18 protein-coding genes are annotated in these 16,206 nt (G+C 62.4%); 10 read left to right on the top strand and 8 right to left on the bottom strand.

Features of this window, described 5'->3' with window-relative positions:
- Position 1: 1 nt before the first annotated feature.
- The 5 genes from ctaD to FSY59_RS12315 all read left to right on the top strand — a co-directional run bounded on the left by ctaD (position 2) and on the right by FSY59_RS12315 (position 3,582).
- Positions 2-1,645, top strand: a complete 1,644-nt coding sequence (gene ctaD / locus FSY59_RS12330; protein ID WP_003051784.1) for a cytochrome c oxidase subunit I — start codon at positions 2-4, stop codon at positions 1,643-1,645.
- Between the two features lie 10 nt (positions 1,646-1,655).
- Positions 1,656-1,766 (top strand): cytochrome oxidase small assembly protein, encoded by a 111-nt coding sequence (locus FSY59_RS27530; RefSeq protein WP_003051786.1) that lies wholly within the window; start codon positions 1,656-1,658, stop codon positions 1,764-1,766.
- 35 nt (positions 1,767-1,801) lie between these two features.
- Complete coding sequence (locus tag FSY59_RS12325) at positions 1,802-2,416, top strand: cytochrome c oxidase assembly protein (RefSeq protein ID WP_003051788.1); 615 nt, start codon at positions 1,802-1,804, stop codon at positions 2,414-2,416.
- Positions 2,413-2,610, top strand: a complete 198-nt coding sequence (locus FSY59_RS12320) for a DUF2970 domain-containing protein (protein ID WP_003051791.1) — start codon at positions 2,413-2,415, stop codon at positions 2,608-2,610. The genes FSY59_RS12325 and FSY59_RS12320 overlap by 4 nt, the downstream gene beginning before the upstream one ends.
- A 90-nt stretch (positions 2,611-2,700) precedes the next feature.
- A complete protein-coding gene (locus FSY59_RS12315) occupies positions 2,701-3,582 on the top strand; it encodes a cytochrome c oxidase subunit 3 (RefSeq protein ID WP_003051795.1) in 882 nt (293 codons plus the stop codon).
- 131 nt (positions 3,583-3,713) lie between these two features.
- On the opposite strand, the gene FSY59_RS12310 is transcribed toward FSY59_RS12315, so the two are convergent.
- Complete coding sequence (locus tag FSY59_RS12310; RefSeq protein ID WP_003051797.1) at positions 3,714-3,956, bottom strand: twin transmembrane helix small protein; 243 nt, start codon at positions 3,954-3,956, stop codon at positions 3,714-3,716.
- A 14-nt stretch (positions 3,957-3,970) separates the two neighbouring features.
- Between FSY59_RS12310 and FSY59_RS12305 the strand changes: the two genes are divergently transcribed.
- The 5 genes from FSY59_RS12305 (at position 3,971) to FSY59_RS12285 (ending at position 9,085) form a co-directional block, all read left to right on the top strand.
- Positions 3,971-4,783 (top strand): SURF1 family protein, encoded by an 813-nt coding sequence (locus tag FSY59_RS12305; protein ID WP_043374949.1) that lies wholly within the window; start codon positions 3,971-3,973, stop codon positions 4,781-4,783.
- The gene (locus tag FSY59_RS12300) at positions 4,719-5,465 is read left to right on the top strand and encodes a hypothetical protein (RefSeq protein WP_148729038.1); all 747 of its coding nucleotides are present in this window, start codon (positions 4,719-4,721) and stop codon (positions 5,463-5,465) included. The genes FSY59_RS12305 and FSY59_RS12300 overlap by 65 nt, the downstream gene beginning before the upstream one ends.
- A gap of 75 nt (positions 5,466-5,540) precedes the next feature.
- Positions 5,541-6,464: a heme o synthase gene (gene cyoE, locus FSY59_RS12295; protein WP_187427913.1), complete on the top strand. Its 924-nt coding sequence runs from the start codon at positions 5,541-5,543 to the stop codon at positions 6,462-6,464.
- A gap of 6 nt (positions 6,465-6,470) precedes the next feature.
- On the top strand, positions 6,471-7,076 hold the full coding sequence (locus FSY59_RS12290) for an SCO family protein (protein WP_019044193.1): 606 nt from the start codon (positions 6,471-6,473) through the stop codon (positions 7,074-7,076).
- 236 nt (positions 7,077-7,312) lie between these two features.
- Positions 7,313-9,085, top strand: coding sequence for a bifunctional diguanylate cyclase/phosphodiesterase (locus tag FSY59_RS12285; protein WP_029158805.1), 1,773 nt, complete (start codon positions 7,313-7,315; stop codon positions 9,083-9,085).
- 14 nt (positions 9,086-9,099) lie between these two features.
- Here FSY59_RS12285 and FSY59_RS12280 read toward each other — a convergent pair whose 3' ends face one another.
- The 7 genes from FSY59_RS12280 to FSY59_RS12250 are packed head-to-tail and all read right to left on the bottom strand — an operon-like array spanning position 9,100 to position 16,102.
- Positions 9,100-10,254 carry a hypothetical protein gene (locus FSY59_RS12280; protein ID WP_019044191.1) on the bottom strand — a complete coding sequence of 385 codons (1,155 nt, stop codon included), beginning with the start codon at positions 10,252-10,254 and terminating at the stop codon, positions 9,100-9,102.
- Between the two features lie 29 nt (positions 10,255-10,283).
- Positions 10,284-10,874 (bottom strand): immunity 22 family protein, encoded by a 591-nt coding sequence (locus FSY59_RS12275; RefSeq protein ID WP_003051812.1) that lies wholly within the window; start codon positions 10,872-10,874, stop codon positions 10,284-10,286.
- On the bottom strand, positions 10,871-11,512 hold the full coding sequence (locus FSY59_RS12270; protein WP_050872350.1) for a DUF4375 domain-containing protein: 642 nt from the start codon (positions 11,510-11,512) through the stop codon (positions 10,871-10,873). Before FSY59_RS12270 ends, FSY59_RS12275 begins: the two co-directional genes overlap by 4 nt.
- Before the next feature lie 3 nt (positions 11,513-11,515).
- Positions 11,516-12,454 carry a hypothetical protein gene (locus tag FSY59_RS12265; RefSeq protein WP_003051817.1) on the bottom strand — a complete coding sequence of 313 codons (939 nt, stop codon included), beginning with the start codon at positions 12,452-12,454 and terminating at the stop codon, positions 11,516-11,518.
- A gap of 31 nt (positions 12,455-12,485) precedes the next feature.
- On the bottom strand, positions 12,486-14,420 hold the full coding sequence (locus FSY59_RS12260) for an iron-containing redox enzyme family protein (protein ID WP_148729037.1): 1,935 nt from the start codon (positions 14,418-14,420) through the stop codon (positions 12,486-12,488).
- Between the two features lie 17 nt (positions 14,421-14,437).
- On the bottom strand, positions 14,438-15,358 hold the full coding sequence (locus tag FSY59_RS12255; RefSeq protein ID WP_019044187.1) for a fatty acid desaturase: 921 nt from the start codon (positions 15,356-15,358) through the stop codon (positions 14,438-14,440).
- Positions 15,359-16,102, bottom strand: a complete 744-nt coding sequence (locus tag FSY59_RS12250) for a sterol desaturase family protein (RefSeq protein WP_003051822.1) — start codon at positions 16,100-16,102, stop codon at positions 15,359-15,361.
- Positions 16,103-16,206 lie beyond the last annotated feature (104 nt).

Raw genomic sequence — 16,206 nt, 5'->3', positions numbered from 1 at the left:
TATGAGCGCCGTAGTTCCTCCCGTCCACACCCATGAGGGCCATGGTCACGACCATGGGCACGACGACCATCACCACGCCATGCCCTCGGGCTGGCGTCGCTGGCTGTTTGCCACCAATCACAAGGACATCGGCACGATGTACCTGCTGTTCTCCTTCACCATGCTGATGGTGGGAGGCATTCTGGCCATGCTGATCCGTGCCGAGCTGTTCGAGCCCGGCCTGCAGATCGTCAACCCCGAGCTGTTCAACCAGCTGACCACCATGCACGGACTGATCATGGTGTTCGGTGCCATCATGCCGGCCTTCGTGGGCTTCGCGAACTGGATGCTGCCGCTGCAGATCGGTGCTTCAGACATGGCGTTTGCACGCATGAACAACTTCAGCTTCTGGCTGCTGATTCCTGCCGGCATCATGCTGGTGGGCTCGTTCTTCATGCCCGGCGGTGCGCCCGCGGCCGGCTGGACGCTGTATGCCCCGCTGACGCTGCAGATGGGTCCGTCCATGGACACCAGCATCTTTGCCATGCACATCATGGGCGCCAGCTCCATCATGGGCGCGATCAACATCATCGTCACCATCCTGAACATGCGCGCGCCCGGCATGACGCTGATGAAGATGCCGCTGTTTGCCTGGACCTGGCTGATCACCGCCTATCTGCTGATCGCCGTGATGCCGGTGCTGGCCGGCGCCATCACCATGACGCTGACCGACCGCCACTTCGGCACCAGCTTCTTCAACCCTGCAGGCGGTGGCGATCCGGTGATGTACCAGCACATCTTCTGGTTCTTCGGCCACCCCGAGGTCTACATCATGATCTTGCCGGCCTTCGGCATCGTCAGCCAGATCGTGCCAGCCTTCAGCCGCAAGAGGCTGTTTGGCTACACCTCCATGGTCTATGCCGTGGCGGCGATTGCCATCCTGTCCTTCATCGTCTGGGCGCACCACATGTTCACCACCGGCATGCCGGTCACGGGTCAGCTGTTCTTCATGTACGCGACCATGCTGATCTCCGTGCCAACGGCCGTGAAGGTGTTCAACTGGACGGCCACCATGTGGCGCGGCTCCATGAGCTTTGAAACCCCGATGCTGTTCGCCGTGGGCTTCATCTTCGTGTTCACCATGGGCGGCTTCACGGGACTGATCCTGTCCATGGCGCCCATCGACATCCAGTTGCAGGACACCTATTACGTGGTGGCCCACTTCCACTATGTGCTGGTAGCCGGTTCGCTGTTCTCCATGTTCGCCGGCTATTACTACTGGTCGCCCAAGTGGACGGGCGTGATGTATTCCGAAACGCGCGGCCGCATCCACTTCTGGGGCTCGCTGATCTTCTTCAACATCACCTTTTTCCCCATGCACTTCCTGGGTCTGGCCGGCATGCCGCGTCGCTATGCCGACTACCCCATGCAGTTCGCCGACTTCAACATGATTGCCTCCCTGGGCGGCTTTGGCTTCGGTCTGATGCAGGTGTATTTCTTCCTGTTCGTCGTCTGGCCCGCGATGCGCGGTCATGGCGAGAAGGCGCCGCAAAAGCCCTGGGAAGCGGCCGAAGGCCTGGAGTGGGAAGTGCCTTCTCCAGCTCCGTTCCACACCTTCGAGACGCCTCCCAAGCTCGATGAAACCGCCACCAAGGTGATCGGCTGAGGAGGCACGCATGACGACACAGGCACAACGCAAGGCGAACCGGAGGCTGGGGCTGATCCTGGCCTCCACGGCTGCCGTGTTCTTTATCGGCTTTGTGGTGAAGATGGCCTGGCTGCATTGAGGCAGGCCGATGGCAACCGAGTGAAGGAGCTTGAGGTGAGCATAGCCAAGGAAAACGCGAAGATGGTGGGCAAGCTGGCGATCGTTGCCCTGGGCATGTTTGCGTTCGGCTATGTGCTCATTCCCATCTACAAGCATATCTGTGAGTTGACGGGCATCAACATCCTGTCGCTGTCCGAAAAGCAGGTACCCGGTGCCGGCGTGGCGGGCCGCGACGTGAAGCTTCCGCCCAACAGCCAGATCGACACCAGCCGTACCATCACCGTGGAGTTCGATGCCAATGCACGCGGGCCCTGGGACTTCAAGCCGGCCAAGCGTTCGGTGCAGGTCCATCCCGGCGAGCTGGCCACGGTGATGTACGAATTCCAGAACGTGCAGAACCGGCGCATGGCCGCCCAGGCCATCCCCAGCTATGCGCCGCGCCAGGCCACGGCCTTCTTCAACAAGATGGAGTGCTTCTGCTTTTCGCAGTACACGCTGGAGCCCGGCGAGAAGCGTGAGTGGCCGGTGGCCTTTGTCATCGATCCGCGCATCTCCAAGGATGTGAAGACCATCACGCTGTCCTACACCTTCTTCGAGGTGGGCGGCAAGACCCCCGCAGCGCCTGAAGGCAGCACGGCTGCAGTCATCACGCCCGGAGGCAGCTCATGACGCAGGACGCCAAGAAGACCGGTTTCTGGCGCAGCATCGTGGCCGTCGCCTGGGCCATGCTGGGCGTGCGCAAGGGCAAGGAGTACGAGAAGGATTTCGCCAGCATCACGCCGCTGCATGTGATTGCCGTGGGGCTGGTGGCGATTTTTGCCTTGGTATTAGCGTTGATATGGATCGTCAACCTGGTCGTTTAGCCTCTGGCTGAGGGCAGGTGTGGCGAATGCAGTGCCAGTGTTAGTGGAGCGTCGGTCAGAACAACGATCAACAGAGTCAGGAGCCGAGTGATGAGTGCAATCCCGCAGGGCGCAACCCCTTACTACTATGTGCCAGCCGAATCCAGCCACCCAGTGATGGCGGCCATCGGCCTGTTCTTCGTGATTCTGGGTGCCGGCACCTGGATCAACGGCCACGAATGGGGAATGTATTCCCTGTTCTTCGGCCTGGTCTGGTGGCTGGCCGTGCTGTTCGTCTGGTTCCGCGATGCGGCGCGCGAGAGCGAGGCCGGGCTCAACAGCCGCAAGATCGACCTGTCCTACCGCTGGAGCATGAGCTGGTTCATCTTCTCGGAGGTGATGTTCTTCGGCGCCTTCTTCACCGCGCTGTGGTGGGCACGCGCGCACTCGGTGCCGGCACTGGGCAGTCTCGCCAACGAGCTGCTGTGGCCCAATTTCCAGGCAGTGTGGCCCAGTGTGGCACCCGGTGCCACGGCGTCGCCCGCGAATATCGTCGAGCCGTTCAAGACCGTGGGGCCGTTCTGGCTGCCCACCATCAACACGGCGCTGCTGCTGACCTCGGGCGTGACGCTGACCATCGCCCACCATGCGCTGCAGGTCAACAACCGCGCGCGCTGCATCAGCTTCATGTGGATGACGGTGATTCTGGGCTTCGTCTTCCTCTGCGTGCAGGGCTACGAATACCACCATCTCTACAACGACTACAACCTCAAGCTCAACTCGGGCGTTTTCGGCTCCACCTTCTACATGCTGACGGGCTTTCACGGTTTCCACGTGCTGGTCGGCATGCTGATGCTGTTCTTCATCACCATCCGCCTGATGAAGGGGGACTTTACCGACAAGCACCATTTCGGCTTTGAAGGTGCGGCCTGGTACTGGCACTTTGTGGACGTGGTCTGGGTCTTCCTCTACATCCTGGTGTACTGGATGTAGGACTATCAAAAATAGAAGCGCCTTACGCAAGTCCAGTATTGATTTCAGCATCAAATAGCACTGAAATCAATGAATGGAAAGCGCAAGGTGCTTTTATTTTGATAGTGCCAAAAGGCGCTGCGTGCAACCGGCTATTGCCCAGGCTGCCAGCCCGTGGGCTGTATCCAGCCCAGCTTGGCTGCCATCAGAACGCAGAGAAACAGCGCAACCGACAAAGCCACACGCAGGGCCAGGGCGCGAAACATCTTGCGGCTGCGCTCGGCATCGTCGGCCTCCGAGCTTTCGCCGCCGTCGCCCCGGCGCATCATGAAGAACAGCGCACTGCCAAGGCTCGCCAAGATGGCGAGAAAGGCGAGAATGATCACGAATTTCATGAACGGATTATCTGGTGCGCATTTCCCGATTTCCAGACCTCTGGCGGTTTCTACTGATTTCTGCGGCGGCCCTGGCCTGCGTGGCCGTCACTGCATCGCTGGGATTTTGGCAACTGAGCCGGGCAGCGCACAAGCAGGCTGTTTTCGATGCCATCGAGCGTCAGCAGGCGCTGGAGCCCTGGCACAACGCAGAGCTGGCCGCCGAGGTGGCTTTGGCAGCCGAATCCACCGGCGAGGCACAGAAGGCGACGCTGCTGCATAGACCCGTGCAACTGCAGGGCCAGTGGCTGGCCGAGCAGACCCTCTTTCTGGACAACCGGCAGATGCAGGGCCGGGCCGGCTTCTATGTGCTCACGCCGTTCAGGCTGAGTGCGCCTCACGCGAACAGGGTTGTCGTCGTGCAGCGCGGCTGGGCACCGCGCAACTTCATGGACCGCTCGGTCCTGCCAGAGGTGCAGACGCCTGCAGGCACGGTCAGCATCGAGGGCCGGCTGGAGGCGCCACCGTCCAGGCTGATGGAGCTGGAAACGGCTAATGGCGGGGCAGACCCTGATGAGCAACAGTCGCGCATCCGACAGAATGCAGACATTGCCCTGTGGGCGCAGCAAGGCGGCTTGCCGCTGCTGGCCCTGAGCGTGGTGCAAAGCGGCAGCGCCAGCGAAGGCTTGCTGCGCGACTGGCCGCAGATCAATGCCGGTGTGCAAAAGCACTACGGCTATGCTTTTCAGTGGTTCGGACTCAGTGTCTTGGTGGTGTTGCTCTATGTCTGGTTTCAACTCGTCCGACGCTTTTACCCCCGCCGCCGCGCAGCGCAGCCCGGGGGATGAGCCGCTGAGCTTTGCGGTCCACAGCCTGCCCGATCCCTCGCAGAGCCAGGCACGGCAGATGCAGGCGCGCAGCGGTCGCTGGAAGATGCTGGCCGTGCTGCTGGTCTGTGCGGCGCCGGTGCTGGCCTCCTACTTCACCTACTACGTGTTGCGTCCCTCGCAGCAGCGCAGCTATGGCGAGCTGATTGCCGAGCAGCCCGGCCTGCCCGATGTGCAGGCGCAGACGCTGGACGGGAGCAGCGTGAATCTGGGCAGCCTCAAGGGTCAGTGGTTGCTGATCAGCACCAGTGCCGGGGACTGTGGGCAACGCTGTCAGGATCATCTCTATCTGCAGCGCCAGCTGCGTGAAACCCTGGGCCGTGAAAAGGACCGGCTGGACTGGGTCTGGCTCATTGATGACCAGCAGCCCGTGCCCGAGGCCATCCTGCCCGCGGCCGAGCAGGCGACAACGCTGCGCGTGCCGGCTGCGGTCATCGGCAACTGGCTCAAGCCCGAGGCCGGCCATGCGCTGGACGAGCATCTGTATGTGGTCGATCCCCAGGGCCACTGGATGATGCGCTTTCCTGCCGATATGGGCAAAGCCACGGCCGGCAAGGCCAAGCGCGATCTGGAGCGGCTGCTGCGCGCCTCTGCCTCCTGGGATGAGGCCGGGCGATCCACGGCCGACACGGCGCAGAAATAGCTGTTGAAACCCGCGATAGCCGGCTTTCGCAAAGCGCTATCAGCGATCTGAATCATGGTCAGCGAGGAGGGCCGCATGCAGGCAGACATCTCGGAGTTGAAAGTGGTTGTTCCAGACGCCATGGCGGCTTCCTCGCGCTGGGCGCAGTACCACGCGCTGACCAAGCCCAAGGTGGTGCAGCTCATCGTCTTCTGCGCCTTCATCGGCATGGTGCTGGCTGTGCCTGGCGTTCCCAGCTGGCAGGACTGGGGCCGCATGCTGGCGGCCTGCACAGGCATCTGGCTGGTGGCCGCGGCGGCAGCGGCGTTCAACTGCCTGGTCGAGCGCAGTATCGATGCGCGCATGAAGCGCACGGCCTGGCGGCCCACGGCGCGTGGCGAGCTCTCGCATTCCCAGGCCCTGCTGTTTTCGGCCTTGCTGTGCGCCGCAGGTTCCGCCATCTTGCTGCTGGCGGTGAATGCGCTCACGTTGTGGCTGACGCTGGCCACCTTCATCGGCTACGCCGTGATCTACACCCTGGTGCTCAAGCCCCTGACGCCGCAGAACATCGTCATCGGCGGGGCATCGGGCGCCATGCCGCCCGTGCTGGGCTGGGCGGCGATGACCGGACAGGTCGGCCATGAGGCCTTGCTGCTGTTTCTCATCATCTTCCTCTGGACGCCGCCGCATTTCTGGGCGCTGGCGCTGTACCGCGTGGAGGACTACCGCCGCGCAGGTCTGCCCATGCTGCCGGTCACGCATGGCAATGCCTTCACGCGGCTGCAAGTGTTTCTCTATACCCTGGTGCTGTTTGCCGGCTGTCTGCTGCCTTTTGTGGTGGGCATGAGCGGCTATCTCTACCTTTTTGCCGCAGTGATTCTGGGGTTGGGCTTTTGCGGTTATGGTTGGGCACTGCTGCGCAACTACTCGGATGCGCTGGCACGCAAGACCTTCCGCTTTTCACTGATCCACCTGAGCCTGCTGTTTGCCGCGCTGCTGGTGGATCACTACCTAGCCTGACCGACCATGGATAAACGAGCTGCGCTGCGCGCGATGGGCGCCGCAACACTGGCCTGCACGGCCGCATTCGCACTGACCGCCTGCAAGGACGATAGCAAGCCCAAATTTCAGGGCGTGGATGTGACGGGCGCAGACTACGCCAAGGACATTCCGCTGACCGATGTCGACGGAAAGAAGCGCAGCCTCAAGGACTTCTCGGGCAAGGTGGTGGCCGTGTTCTTCGGCTACACCCAGTGCCCCGATGTCTGCCCCACCACGCTGCAGGAACTGCTTGAGGTCAAGCAGGCGCTGGGCGCCGATGGCGACAAGCTGCAGGCCGTGTTTGTCTCGCTGGACCCCGAGCGTGACACACCGGAGGTGCTCAAGGCCTATCTGGCCAACTTCGACGAGAGCTTTGTGGGGCTGAGCGGTACGGCCGACGAAATTGCAGCCGTGGCCAAGGACTTCAAGATCTTCTTCAAGAAGGTGCCAGGCAAGGTCGAAGGCACCTACACCCTGGACCATTCGGCTGGCACCTATCTTTTCGATCCCCAGGGCCGCTTGCGCGTGTACGAGCGCTATGGCGCGGGACCGCAGCTGCTGACCCAGGACGTCAAGGCACTGCTGGGCTGAAGCAAAGCACCCAGGGCCGCATGGGCCACGGGTGCCGGAGTTTCTTGAAATCTGTTGTTACATGTTGGTGTTTGATATAGCGCAAAGGGAGCCCGTGATGCCGCGCGCATAGTGGGCGCCTTCAAACACTTGGCAAGGCTCGATCCGGCTTCCGGAAGCCGGGCATGCAGGCCGTGGATGCGGCATGGAGAGTGGCTGCACGCAGGAACGCCAGAGTGGATGTCTGGAGCTTGCGTATGGCCGAGTGCCCTTTTTCCTCGATGCTCAAACCCGTGTCTGAACTGGCGCTGGCGGATTGCCAGCGCCGTTTGGGACTAGCCATGTCGGCCCGGCAGGAGGGGGTGAGTCTTTCCGTCATGTTGAGCCGGCGCGAGCGCCAGGCGCTGGACGCCGCGCCCGACGGCATTTTGCTGGTGGAACGTGACGGGAAGATGGTGACGGCCAACGCCGCCATGCTGGCCATCTCCGGCTATGAGCGCGACGAGCTCGAAGGCCGGATGCTGGACATGCTGCTGCCGCCCGAGTTTCAGGCAGGGCATGGCCAGTATCTGAACAGCTATTTTTCCCGGCCATCGCGCCGGCCCATGGGTCTGGGCGGCGTGCTGTGGCTGCAGCGCAAGCAGGGCAATGCCGTGCCGGTGGACATTGCCCTGGGCTATTTCGGGGATGACGACAAAGGCCTGGCGATTGCCTTTGTGCGCGATGTGACCGAGCTGCATCAGATGCAGCAGCGCCTGAAGTTCCAGGCCACCAAGGACACCTTGACCGGACTCAACAATCGCTGGCAGTTCGGCCAGGAGCTGCAGGAGCAGCTCAAGCTGGCGCAGGCCGGGGGCGAGGCCCTGGCCCTGCTGCAGCTGGATCTCGACAATTTCAAGGCCATCAACGACGGCTACGGACATGCCGCTGGTGATCAACTGCTGAGAGAGGTCGCCAGGCGGCTGAAGTCCCAGTTGCGCAGCGAAGGCACTCTGGCGCGCCTGGGGGGCGACGAATTCATGGTGCTGCTGGTGGGCGAGAACGCGACCCGAGCCCGGTTCTGGAGCGAGCAGATACTGGCGGCGCTCTCCATCCCCTTCAGGCACGACGGGTTGGCACTGGATTTCGGTGCCAGCGTGGGCATTGCCCTCTATCCCGACAATGCGCAGACCGGCGACGACCTGATGCGCTTCGCCGATATGGCCATGTACAGCGCCAAGGCCCAGGGACGCGGCCACGCGGTGTTTTTCGAACCCGGCATGGGCAAGGAAATGGCCGAGCGTGTGCAACTGGCCGAGCGCTTGCGCATGGCGCTCAGCTATGGTGGCCTGCAGCTGCATTACCAACCCCAGGTCAAGGTCGAGGGCGCCACGGTGGTGGCGGTGGAGGCCTTGCTGCGCTGGCATGATCCGCTGCTGGGCAATGTCAGTCCGGCGCGCTTTATTCCGGTGGCCGAGGCTTCGGGCCAGATCGTGGCTCTGGGCAACTATGTGCTGGACGCCGCCTGCAAGCAGATCGCCCTGTGGCTCAAGGCTGGTACGCCGTTGCGGGTGGCGGTCAATCTCTCTGCCTATCAGCTGCGGCAGGTGAATCTGGTCGAGCAGGTCAGAAGCTGTCTGCAGCGCTATCAGGTGCCGCCGCAATGGCTGGAGCTGGAGGTGACCGAGTCCCAGGCCATGATCAATCCCGATCAGGGGTGTGAGGTGCTGCAGGGGCTGGCGCGGCTGGGGGTGACGATTGCACTGGATGATTTCGGCACCGGCCATTCTTCACTGGCCTATCTGCAGTATTTGCCGCTGCAGCGCGTCAAGCTGGGGCGGGAATTCCTGTTTCCCTCGCCCAGCCGTGACAGGTTGATGGGTGGCATTGTGCATATGGCCCATGCACTGGATCTGGAGGTGGTGGCCGAAGGCGTCGAAGAGGCCGATCAACTGCAGCTGCTGCGCGATATCGGCTGCGAGTTTTTCCAGGGTTGGCTGCATTCACGCGCCATGCCTGCCGAGCAGGTGCGGGACTGGCTGGCGGCGTGACGCAAAGAGTGTGGCTACTGCTTCCAGTCAGGCTCGGGAAAATGCTCGTTGGATGCGGTGACGATCAGGTCCAGTACCGGCTTGCCCTGCTTGTCGAGACGCACACCGGGGCCCCAGCGTGCCTGCTGCCGCTGACCCGAAAACCAGAACAGCTTGCGCTCCCAGCTGCCGGGCTTGGGCGGCTTGCGGTTGGCCTGACTCAGATGCTCCTGGATGCGCTGCAGCCCGGCTGTGAGACGCCATGGTGCCAGTTGCAGAAGCGCCGCTTGCAGCTCTTGCACCCAAGGCTCTGGCACGGGCGAGAAGCGCTGGAATGACTGGCCTGCGGACAGTCTTCGCACGCGCTCGTGCAGCTCGACGCCATACAGTGCGCAGGCCTCGCTGATCCTGCCCTGCGCCATCAGCTGGCGTGCCTTGCGCTCCAGCGCGGCGTCCTTGGGGGCGTCTGCTGACGACCATAGCCAGCGGGCATCGCTCCATTGATGGCGGCAGTTGTAGAGAAATTCGGACGATAGAAGCAATTGCCAGCCGGGCATTTTTGACTGCATCACCGATCGAGCCAGCAGGCAGGGCTGGCGCTTGCGGCTGGCGGGGCCATAGGCCGCGAGCACGGCGGTGGTGCGTGCCGCCAGTCGCCCGCGATCATCGCGCGGCCAGGATTGAAGCAGGCGCATGAGGTCGACAGCGGATACATCGGCCTTGAGCCGTTCAAGCGCCTGCTGGGAATCCGCGAGCTGGTCCAGCAGGCCGAGGTTCAGATCCTGACCCATTGACGGGGCACGGGCTGCAGTCTCCGCAAGAGATGGAGTGAAGGCCGTGGTCCGGATGGTGACTTGCGCCGGTGCCGCATCAGGTGCAGTGCGCCATTCGTGCAGCAGCTGTGCAAAGCGCCCGGGGTTGCAGCTGACTTCATGGTGGATGACCTCTGTGGCAGCATCGCGCAGCGTGATCCAGGCATGCAGCCTGTGCTCGGCGCCAAGCTGCATGGCCTCCTCATAGCGGGTGGCCGAGAAGGCACCGTTGCCATTGCGGTGCACAAAAAACTCGACTTCCATGCAGCCGGCTACCACGCCGCTGGTAATGCGTGTTCTGGCCACGTCCTGGTGTTCGGCCCGGCAATCCGGCAGCTGCAGCCATTGCTGCGAAATCTCGGCAATAAAGTCGTGCATGCAGAAGATGAAAAAACGTCGAAACTGCGTCAGTCGTCAAAAAGGCCTATGTAGCGCAATCCGTTGTAGAGCTTGTCCGGCTCGGTGATTGGCTCGGTGGGGTCGGCATAGACAAACATGGCGTTGGCAGTCTCAATGCCCCGTGCCTCGCAGGCCTGCACGATGAGCGCGAGGGATGCGTCGGAGTCCAGAGTGCTGTGGCGCACCAAGGCGGCGACAGGAACAGGCTCGGGCAGCCAGATCATCAGCAGCAGGTCTTCGTCGAACAGAAACTTCCTGCCCAGATCCCGGCAGAAGCCGCAGCCCGTGACATCTTCGCGGCTGCTTTCGATACCTTCGACTTCCAGCTCCCAGTAGCTGTCTGCATAGTCGAAGTAGCGGCCAAACTCCGCCTCGCCCAGCGGCGTGTTGCCGATCCAGAAATGCAGTGCGGAAAAAGGCGCGGGCGGCGGTGTCGGACCCAGCTCCTCGACCCAGCCGAACAGGGTTCCGGGCTTGAGGCGGTGGCGCTTTTCCAGTTCCGGAAAGCCGCCGCCGGGTGTGCGGTTCAGCGCTTCGTCCACCAGAGCCTTGCGAAACGCCAGCGAATAGGTCTCGCCGGATTTGTTTTCAGATTTCATTGGGCGGGTCCGTAGTGCATGACCACCAGCTTGTTCAGGGGCTCCGGGTAGTCCCAGAAGGCTTCTTCCAGCTCCTGCAACTGCTCATGCTCGGCATCCGTCAGCAGTGCAGGCAGATCGGAGTAGTCCACATTTTCTGGCTCCTCCTCGAAGCGCTTGAGCACCGCAAACATGTCCTGCAGACACTGGCGCGTGATGGGCGCGCCTATGGCCTGAAGAGCCTCCAGGCTGAGCCGATGGTTGGCCAGCCCCCAGTTGCCCAGAAACTGCAGAAAGCCGCCGTTGTTGATATCGGCTTCCATGCGCCACAGAGCCACCAGCTCATGCTGGAGACGGGATATCCGGGTGATGTCCCATTGGGCGGCGAGCAGCGCGCCCATAGCCTGGTTGTAGAGACTGTCCTGATCCAGGTCCCAGACGCTGACCATGCCCGCTGCAGAGGGCTGCCACAGTGCCGGCCAGTTCAGACCGTGATCCTCATCGGTCAGAACCCAGTGCAGCCTTTGCTCGGGCGCGGCGCTTTTCAGGCGGATATGCCGTTTGATGGGCTCGGCCAGTTCACGTCCATCCGCGAGTGCAAGCCAGATGGTCTGCTCGTCGATGCGAACGCCTGTGATGCGGTTGCTTCGTGGGTCCATGGTTCAGCTTTGTGCGGCAGTCTGATCCATCACCGTCTCGGCGGCCCGGTGCATCTTGGCCAGCTCGCGCGCGGGAATGGGGTGCTCGCCGTTGGCCATGCGTGTCAGCAGCGAGTGCAGCATCTCGGTGGAGAGGCCGTGCAGCACCAGACGGTAGGCTGCATACAGGGTGGAAAGCGGCACCATGGGATGCTTGTTGTTGAGCAGCACCAGATGCTCGGGCGAGGCCAGGATCTTGGCGCAGTAGATGGCAACGGTTTCGTCGAGCTGCAGCGAGTTGCTGGCGCGCCAGAAGTCGTTGTCGGTCAGCAGCAACTGGTAGATGGGCGTGTAGAGCTCGATGGCGCTTTGCAGATCGATGACGTTGAAGCGCCCGCGCGGCATGTCTTCGAGCCTGAGATCGGGCTCGCGGATCATGGAGAAGTCGGGCTCGGCCACGGGCACCAGCTCCTGCCCGTTCTCGCGCAGTGCCTTGTTCAGGCGGATCACGAAGTTGAAGAGGTTGAGGTCGTGCTTGAGAAACAGCTCGTCCTTCACATCGTCGATTTCCATGGGCATCAAGGGTGCGGTGCTGACCTTGGTCGGGGCATTGGCTGCGACGAAGGCCAGTACCTGGGAGCCCAGATGAAAGTGGCGCATGATGAGCCAGTTGGCCTCCGGAGAGAGAAATTTCTTCATGCCGAAGGCCAGCAGGCGGTGCAGCAGCATGGAGTGCGACCAGCGCTTGGGCAGAAAGATCTTCAGCGCCTGAATGATGATCATGGAAAGCCGCGCCAGCGGCCGCATGGCGGGCAGAAAGAACTGGCGCGAGCTGCTGCTGCAGTCGCGCAGCCAGGCGGCCTTGACGTCATCGGGCAGAGGCGTGCTCTGGTCGAGGTAGAGCGCCAGCCAGGGACTGGGGTCGCGCTCGTCCCAGACATGGTCGTTGAATTCGTTCTTCATGGCTCCTCGCGGTGCTTCTTGCTGTTTCTGTTTAGCGCTCTGTCAGCACATGCTGAAACTGCATCAGGTACATGGCTGCGGTGTTGCGTGCGGTCTGCAGTATGGCCTGCTGGGCCGTGCCTTCGCTGTCCAGCTCCAGTGCCATCTGCACGGCCAGCAGCCAGCGCTCCAGATGGTTCTCGTCGTTGGCGCCGTGGTACTCGAGAAAGCGGAAGGCATCGGGCGGCAGCGGCAGGCTCTGGCGCAGCAGGGGCAGCAGGCTCGGAACGATGCGCTGACCCGTGCCTTCGATGATGTAGATGGCGCCCAGCAGGCCGACCGGGTTGGGCGTGGCAGCCAGGCTGTGCAGATAGGCATTGAGCGCTTCGCCGCCGGGGTTGCGGCGTAGTCGGTTGATGTCGGTCTCGGTGCCGCCGGCCTTCAGATAGTCGCTGTGCAGAATCTTGAAGTCGTTCTGCTCCTCACCTGCATGCAGGTCGATCAGCGAGGCCAGCGTTGCGTAGTCTCCGGTCAGCGAGGCCGCGCCTTCTCGCATCCACAGACTGCCTTCGCGCACCTGGGGAATCCAGTGGCTCATCCAGCGCAGATAGTCGGTGATCTGCAACCGGCGCGTGCGCATGCGCTGCAGCAGGGGAGTGCGCCAGACATTGCTGCGGTAGTCCTGCCAGATGCTGGCCAGCTCGGTCAGCAGCGGCGCCAACTGCGCTGGAGCGGTGGCCGGGTCATGCGGTGCGGCGATGCCCGAAACATCTGGAAGCGCATCATCGGCTTGCGCCGGAGTCTGCACGGATTCTTGAGGGAAATTGACCTCAATCGCTTTCTGCGTATGCGTATCAAGCTCTACTTCCCATAGCATGTAGCCTGCGGTGAAGCGGCCCGACTCGGGGATGAAGCACAGTACGGTGTCGCCGGCTTTCAGGTGCTGGCCCTGTTTTTGCAGAAACTCCGACAGCATGATGAAGATGGAGGCGGCACCCGTGTTGCCGCGCCAGGCCAGATTGCTCCACCAGCGCTCGCGTGGAATGCTGAGCTGGGCCTTGCCCAGCAACTCGTCGACCACGGGAATGAAGCGCTCCGACGAGTAGTGGCAGAGAAAGTGGTCGATGCCGCGTTCGGGCACCCAGCCCTGGTGGGCCAGGGCTGCATATTCGTGAATGCAGACATCGAACAGATGCGGCAGCAGGCGAATGTCCTGGCGCAGTGCCAGAGCGCCTGCGGCCTCGGCATCGCTCCAGGCAGGGAAGTCCAGATGGCTTTTGCCGCGATCGGCCGTCATGCCCAGCTGCATGCACACGGGGTAGTCGCCGGCAAAGCTGCGCTGGTGCGTCCACCTGAGCTTGAGGCGCAGCCCGTTGGCCTGAGGCAGGGCCTTGGGGCCGCCCAGCAACACGGCGCCTGCGCCGTCGGACAGCATCCAGCGCAGAAAGTGGGCGTCAAAGTCGGTGTCATAGCCCTGGGCCGCAAAGCGTGAACGCTTGAACAGACGCGAAGGCATTTCGCTGGCCACCGACAGGGCCAGCGCATGGGCGCCGCTTTCCACGGCCATGGCTGCAGCTTGCATGGCACCCACACTGGCGGCGCAAACTCCATGCACGGACAGCGTTTCCATGGGCGGGGCGGCCATCTCGCCCTGAATCATGCTGGCAAAGCCGGGCATCAGTGCATCGCCCCCCGAGGAGCCACTGGACAGAAAGCCGATGTCGGAGAGCTTTTTGCCAGCCAGGGCCAGGGTCTCCTCGATCGCGCGGGCCGCCATGCGGGCGTTGCTGAAGACAGTCTGGCCTTCACCATCAATGGCGTAGTGGCGGGTCTGGATGCCGTTCTCGGCCAGGATGCGGCGCTTGATGCGCTCGGAGATGCGGTTCAGCGGTGCGACAAACGCATCCATGCCAGCGTTGTCCACCGGGGCGCCAGGCAGAAACATGCCGGCAGATTGCAGATAGACCTTGGAATAGGCGACGGGCATAGATCCTCAACAGGTTTTTACTTCACAGCGTCGGGCGGCATCTGCGGCTCGGTTCTTGCCGCGGGCCAGACCAGACCCAATACAAACACGCGTCCCATATAAGGCAGCAGGCCACCTTCGTTCAATGCGGGAGTGACCCGTTGGCGGTAAATGCGCTCATGCAGTCCGCTGAGCTCGGACCAATGGGCATGCGGGCATTCATGGTGCGCGGTGTGCAGGCCAATATTAAAAAGCAGGGGGTTGACCAGGCCTTCAAAGTTGCGCGCGTAGTTCAGCTCGATACCCGGAGTATTGCGCTGTGCTCTGGTCAGCGGCCTTCCATCGGCGTGGGCATGTTGAAGATAGTTGGTGGCCAGCAGCCAGTGCAGGCCGTGCAACTGGGGAACGATGATGAAAATCAGGGCCTTCTGCCAGTCCAGCCAGAGAAAAAAGCCCCAACTGCCCAGCCACAGCAGGTATTGCCCCATGCAGTAGCGAAAGGCTCCGGGCCAGTGAAGACGCAGATTGTTCAGCCACCGAAAGAACAGCGGATACAGCACGAAAGCCGCCTGCACCGGGTGAATCAGGTAGCCCCACAGATGGTTGGTATCGCCACCCCATTCGGGCCGGTAGGTGCGCGCCAGATCGCGCGGTCCGTGGCGAAAGCGGTGGTGGTTGGCCACATGAGCGGGCCAGAACACAAAGGTGGGATGGCCTTGCAGCAGGGTCAGCCAGTAATCGGTCAGGCGGTTGGTCCGGCGCCCCCGCCACATGCGCGCATGGGTGTGGTTGTGGTGGATCACGCCCACACCCAGGGTCAGAAACAGCTCGACGCCGTAGAGAATGAAGCTGAAGCCCTGCGTCCATTGCCACCATACCAGCAGCGGCAGCAGCAGCATGTAGAGGACGGATTGCCAGTCGCGCCAATGACGCAGGGCGGGATAGCGGCGCCTGTTCATTCAGCGACGAGGGCCTTGGGGAGCGCTGTCCGTGACCCGCGTTCCCATGATCTGGTCCATGAAGGCCAGAGCAAAGCCATAGTTGCCGGCGGGGCGTGCGTGGTGCAGATGGTGACGGCGGCTGGCAGCCAGCGGGTGCGTGTCGGAGACCTCGGGGAAAAAATCATAGTTGGAATGGCCGATCAGATTCAGGATCAGACTCAGCACTGGTACCGAGGCCAGCGACCAGAAGTAGAAGTCATGCACCAGCATGGGCAGCAAGATGATGTTGCCCAGCATCAGAGCTTCGATGGGGTGGAAGCTGTAGGTGGACCAGGGCGTGGTCACCACGGAGCGATGATGGTCGCCGTGATAGCGCACCAGGCGGCGCGTGTGCAGCAGGCGGTGGTTGATCCAGAAGTGCACATCGTTCCAGATCAGCAAGGCAAAGATCTCCAGCGCAATGCGTCCGGCGCTGGCCGTGGGCGAGAGCTGGGCCCAGCCCAGCTGCAGCAGACCCCAGGGAACGATCATGCCGATGCCGAAGATCAGTATGGAATGAAAGGACTGGCGCCATTCACGCTTTAGCTGCTCGGGCTTGAGCGGGCGCGTATCGAGCGGTCTGCCTGTGCCCGCGCGCGCGAGGGCCGCTGTCAGTGCCGCCATGAGCAGGCCGCCCAGCAGATAAATACCCCCGAAAAAAACCAGACCCAAGGCCATGACTTGCCAGGCATTGAGCTGCGTGAACCAGGTACCAGCGTCCATGAAGGCTCCAAAAGCGGTGGCGCTGCTCCAGAAACAACAATGCGCCCGACGGCATAGCGTAAACCCATGCCTGTCGGGCGCATGATAAAGGACGCTGCGGTAGC

It is taken from the genome of Comamonas sp. Z3 (assembly GCF_008121565.1).
Lineage (GTDB): Bacteria > Pseudomonadota > Gammaproteobacteria > Burkholderiales > Burkholderiaceae_C > Comamonas > Comamonas brasiliensis.
This window is presented reverse-complemented; position numbering and strand designations above follow the sequence as displayed.

Excerpts from the sequence above, each read along its gene's own strand:
- ctaD (WP_003051784.1), top strand. The coding sequence starts at position 2 with ATGAGCGCCGTAGTTCCTCCCGTCCACACCCATGAGGGCCATGGTCAC.
- FSY59_RS12300 (WP_148729038.1), top strand. The coding sequence starts at position 4,719 with ATGTCTGGTTTCAACTCGTCCGACGCTTTTACCCCCGCCGCCGCGCAG.
- cyoE (WP_187427913.1), top strand. The coding sequence starts at position 5,541 with ATGCAGGCAGACATCTCGGAGTTGAAAGTGGTTGTTCCAGACGCCATG.
- FSY59_RS12285 (WP_029158805.1), top strand. The coding sequence starts at position 7,313 with ATGGCCGAGTGCCCTTTTTCCTCGATGCTCAAACCCGTGTCTGAACTG.
- FSY59_RS12255 (WP_019044187.1), bottom strand. The coding sequence starts at position 15,358 with ATGAACAGGCGCCGCTATCCCGCCCTGCGTCATTGGCGCGACTGGCAA.
- FSY59_RS27530 (WP_003051786.1), top strand. The coding sequence starts at position 1,656 with ATGACGACACAGGCACAACGCAAGGCGAACCGGAGGCTGGGGCTGATC.
- FSY59_RS12315 (WP_003051795.1), top strand. The coding sequence starts at position 2,701 with ATGAGTGCAATCCCGCAGGGCGCAACCCCTTACTACTATGTGCCAGCC.
- FSY59_RS12280 (WP_019044191.1), bottom strand. The coding sequence starts at position 10,254 with ATGCACGACTTTATTGCCGAGATTTCGCAGCAATGGCTGCAGCTGCCG.
- FSY59_RS12290 (WP_019044193.1), top strand. The coding sequence starts at position 6,471 with ATGGATAAACGAGCTGCGCTGCGCGCGATGGGCGCCGCAACACTGGCC.
- FSY59_RS12310 (WP_003051797.1), bottom strand. The coding sequence starts at position 3,956 with ATGAAATTCGTGATCATTCTCGCCTTTCTCGCCATCTTGGCGAGCCTT.
- FSY59_RS12260 (WP_148729037.1), bottom strand. The coding sequence starts at position 14,420 with ATGCCCGTCGCCTATTCCAAGGTCTATCTGCAATCTGCCGGCATGTTT.
- FSY59_RS12265 (WP_003051817.1), bottom strand. The coding sequence starts at position 12,454 with ATGAAGAACGAATTCAACGACCATGTCTGGGACGAGCGCGACCCCAGT.
- FSY59_RS12320 (WP_003051791.1), top strand. The coding sequence starts at position 2,413 with ATGACGCAGGACGCCAAGAAGACCGGTTTCTGGCGCAGCATCGTGGCC.
- FSY59_RS12270 (WP_050872350.1), bottom strand. The coding sequence starts at position 11,512 with ATGGACCCACGAAGCAACCGCATCACAGGCGTTCGCATCGACGAGCAG.
- FSY59_RS12250 (WP_003051822.1), bottom strand. The coding sequence starts at position 16,102 with ATGGACGCTGGTACCTGGTTCACGCAGCTCAATGCCTGGCAAGTCATG.
- FSY59_RS12275 (WP_003051812.1), bottom strand. The coding sequence starts at position 10,874 with ATGAAATCTGAAAACAAATCCGGCGAGACCTATTCGCTGGCGTTTCGC.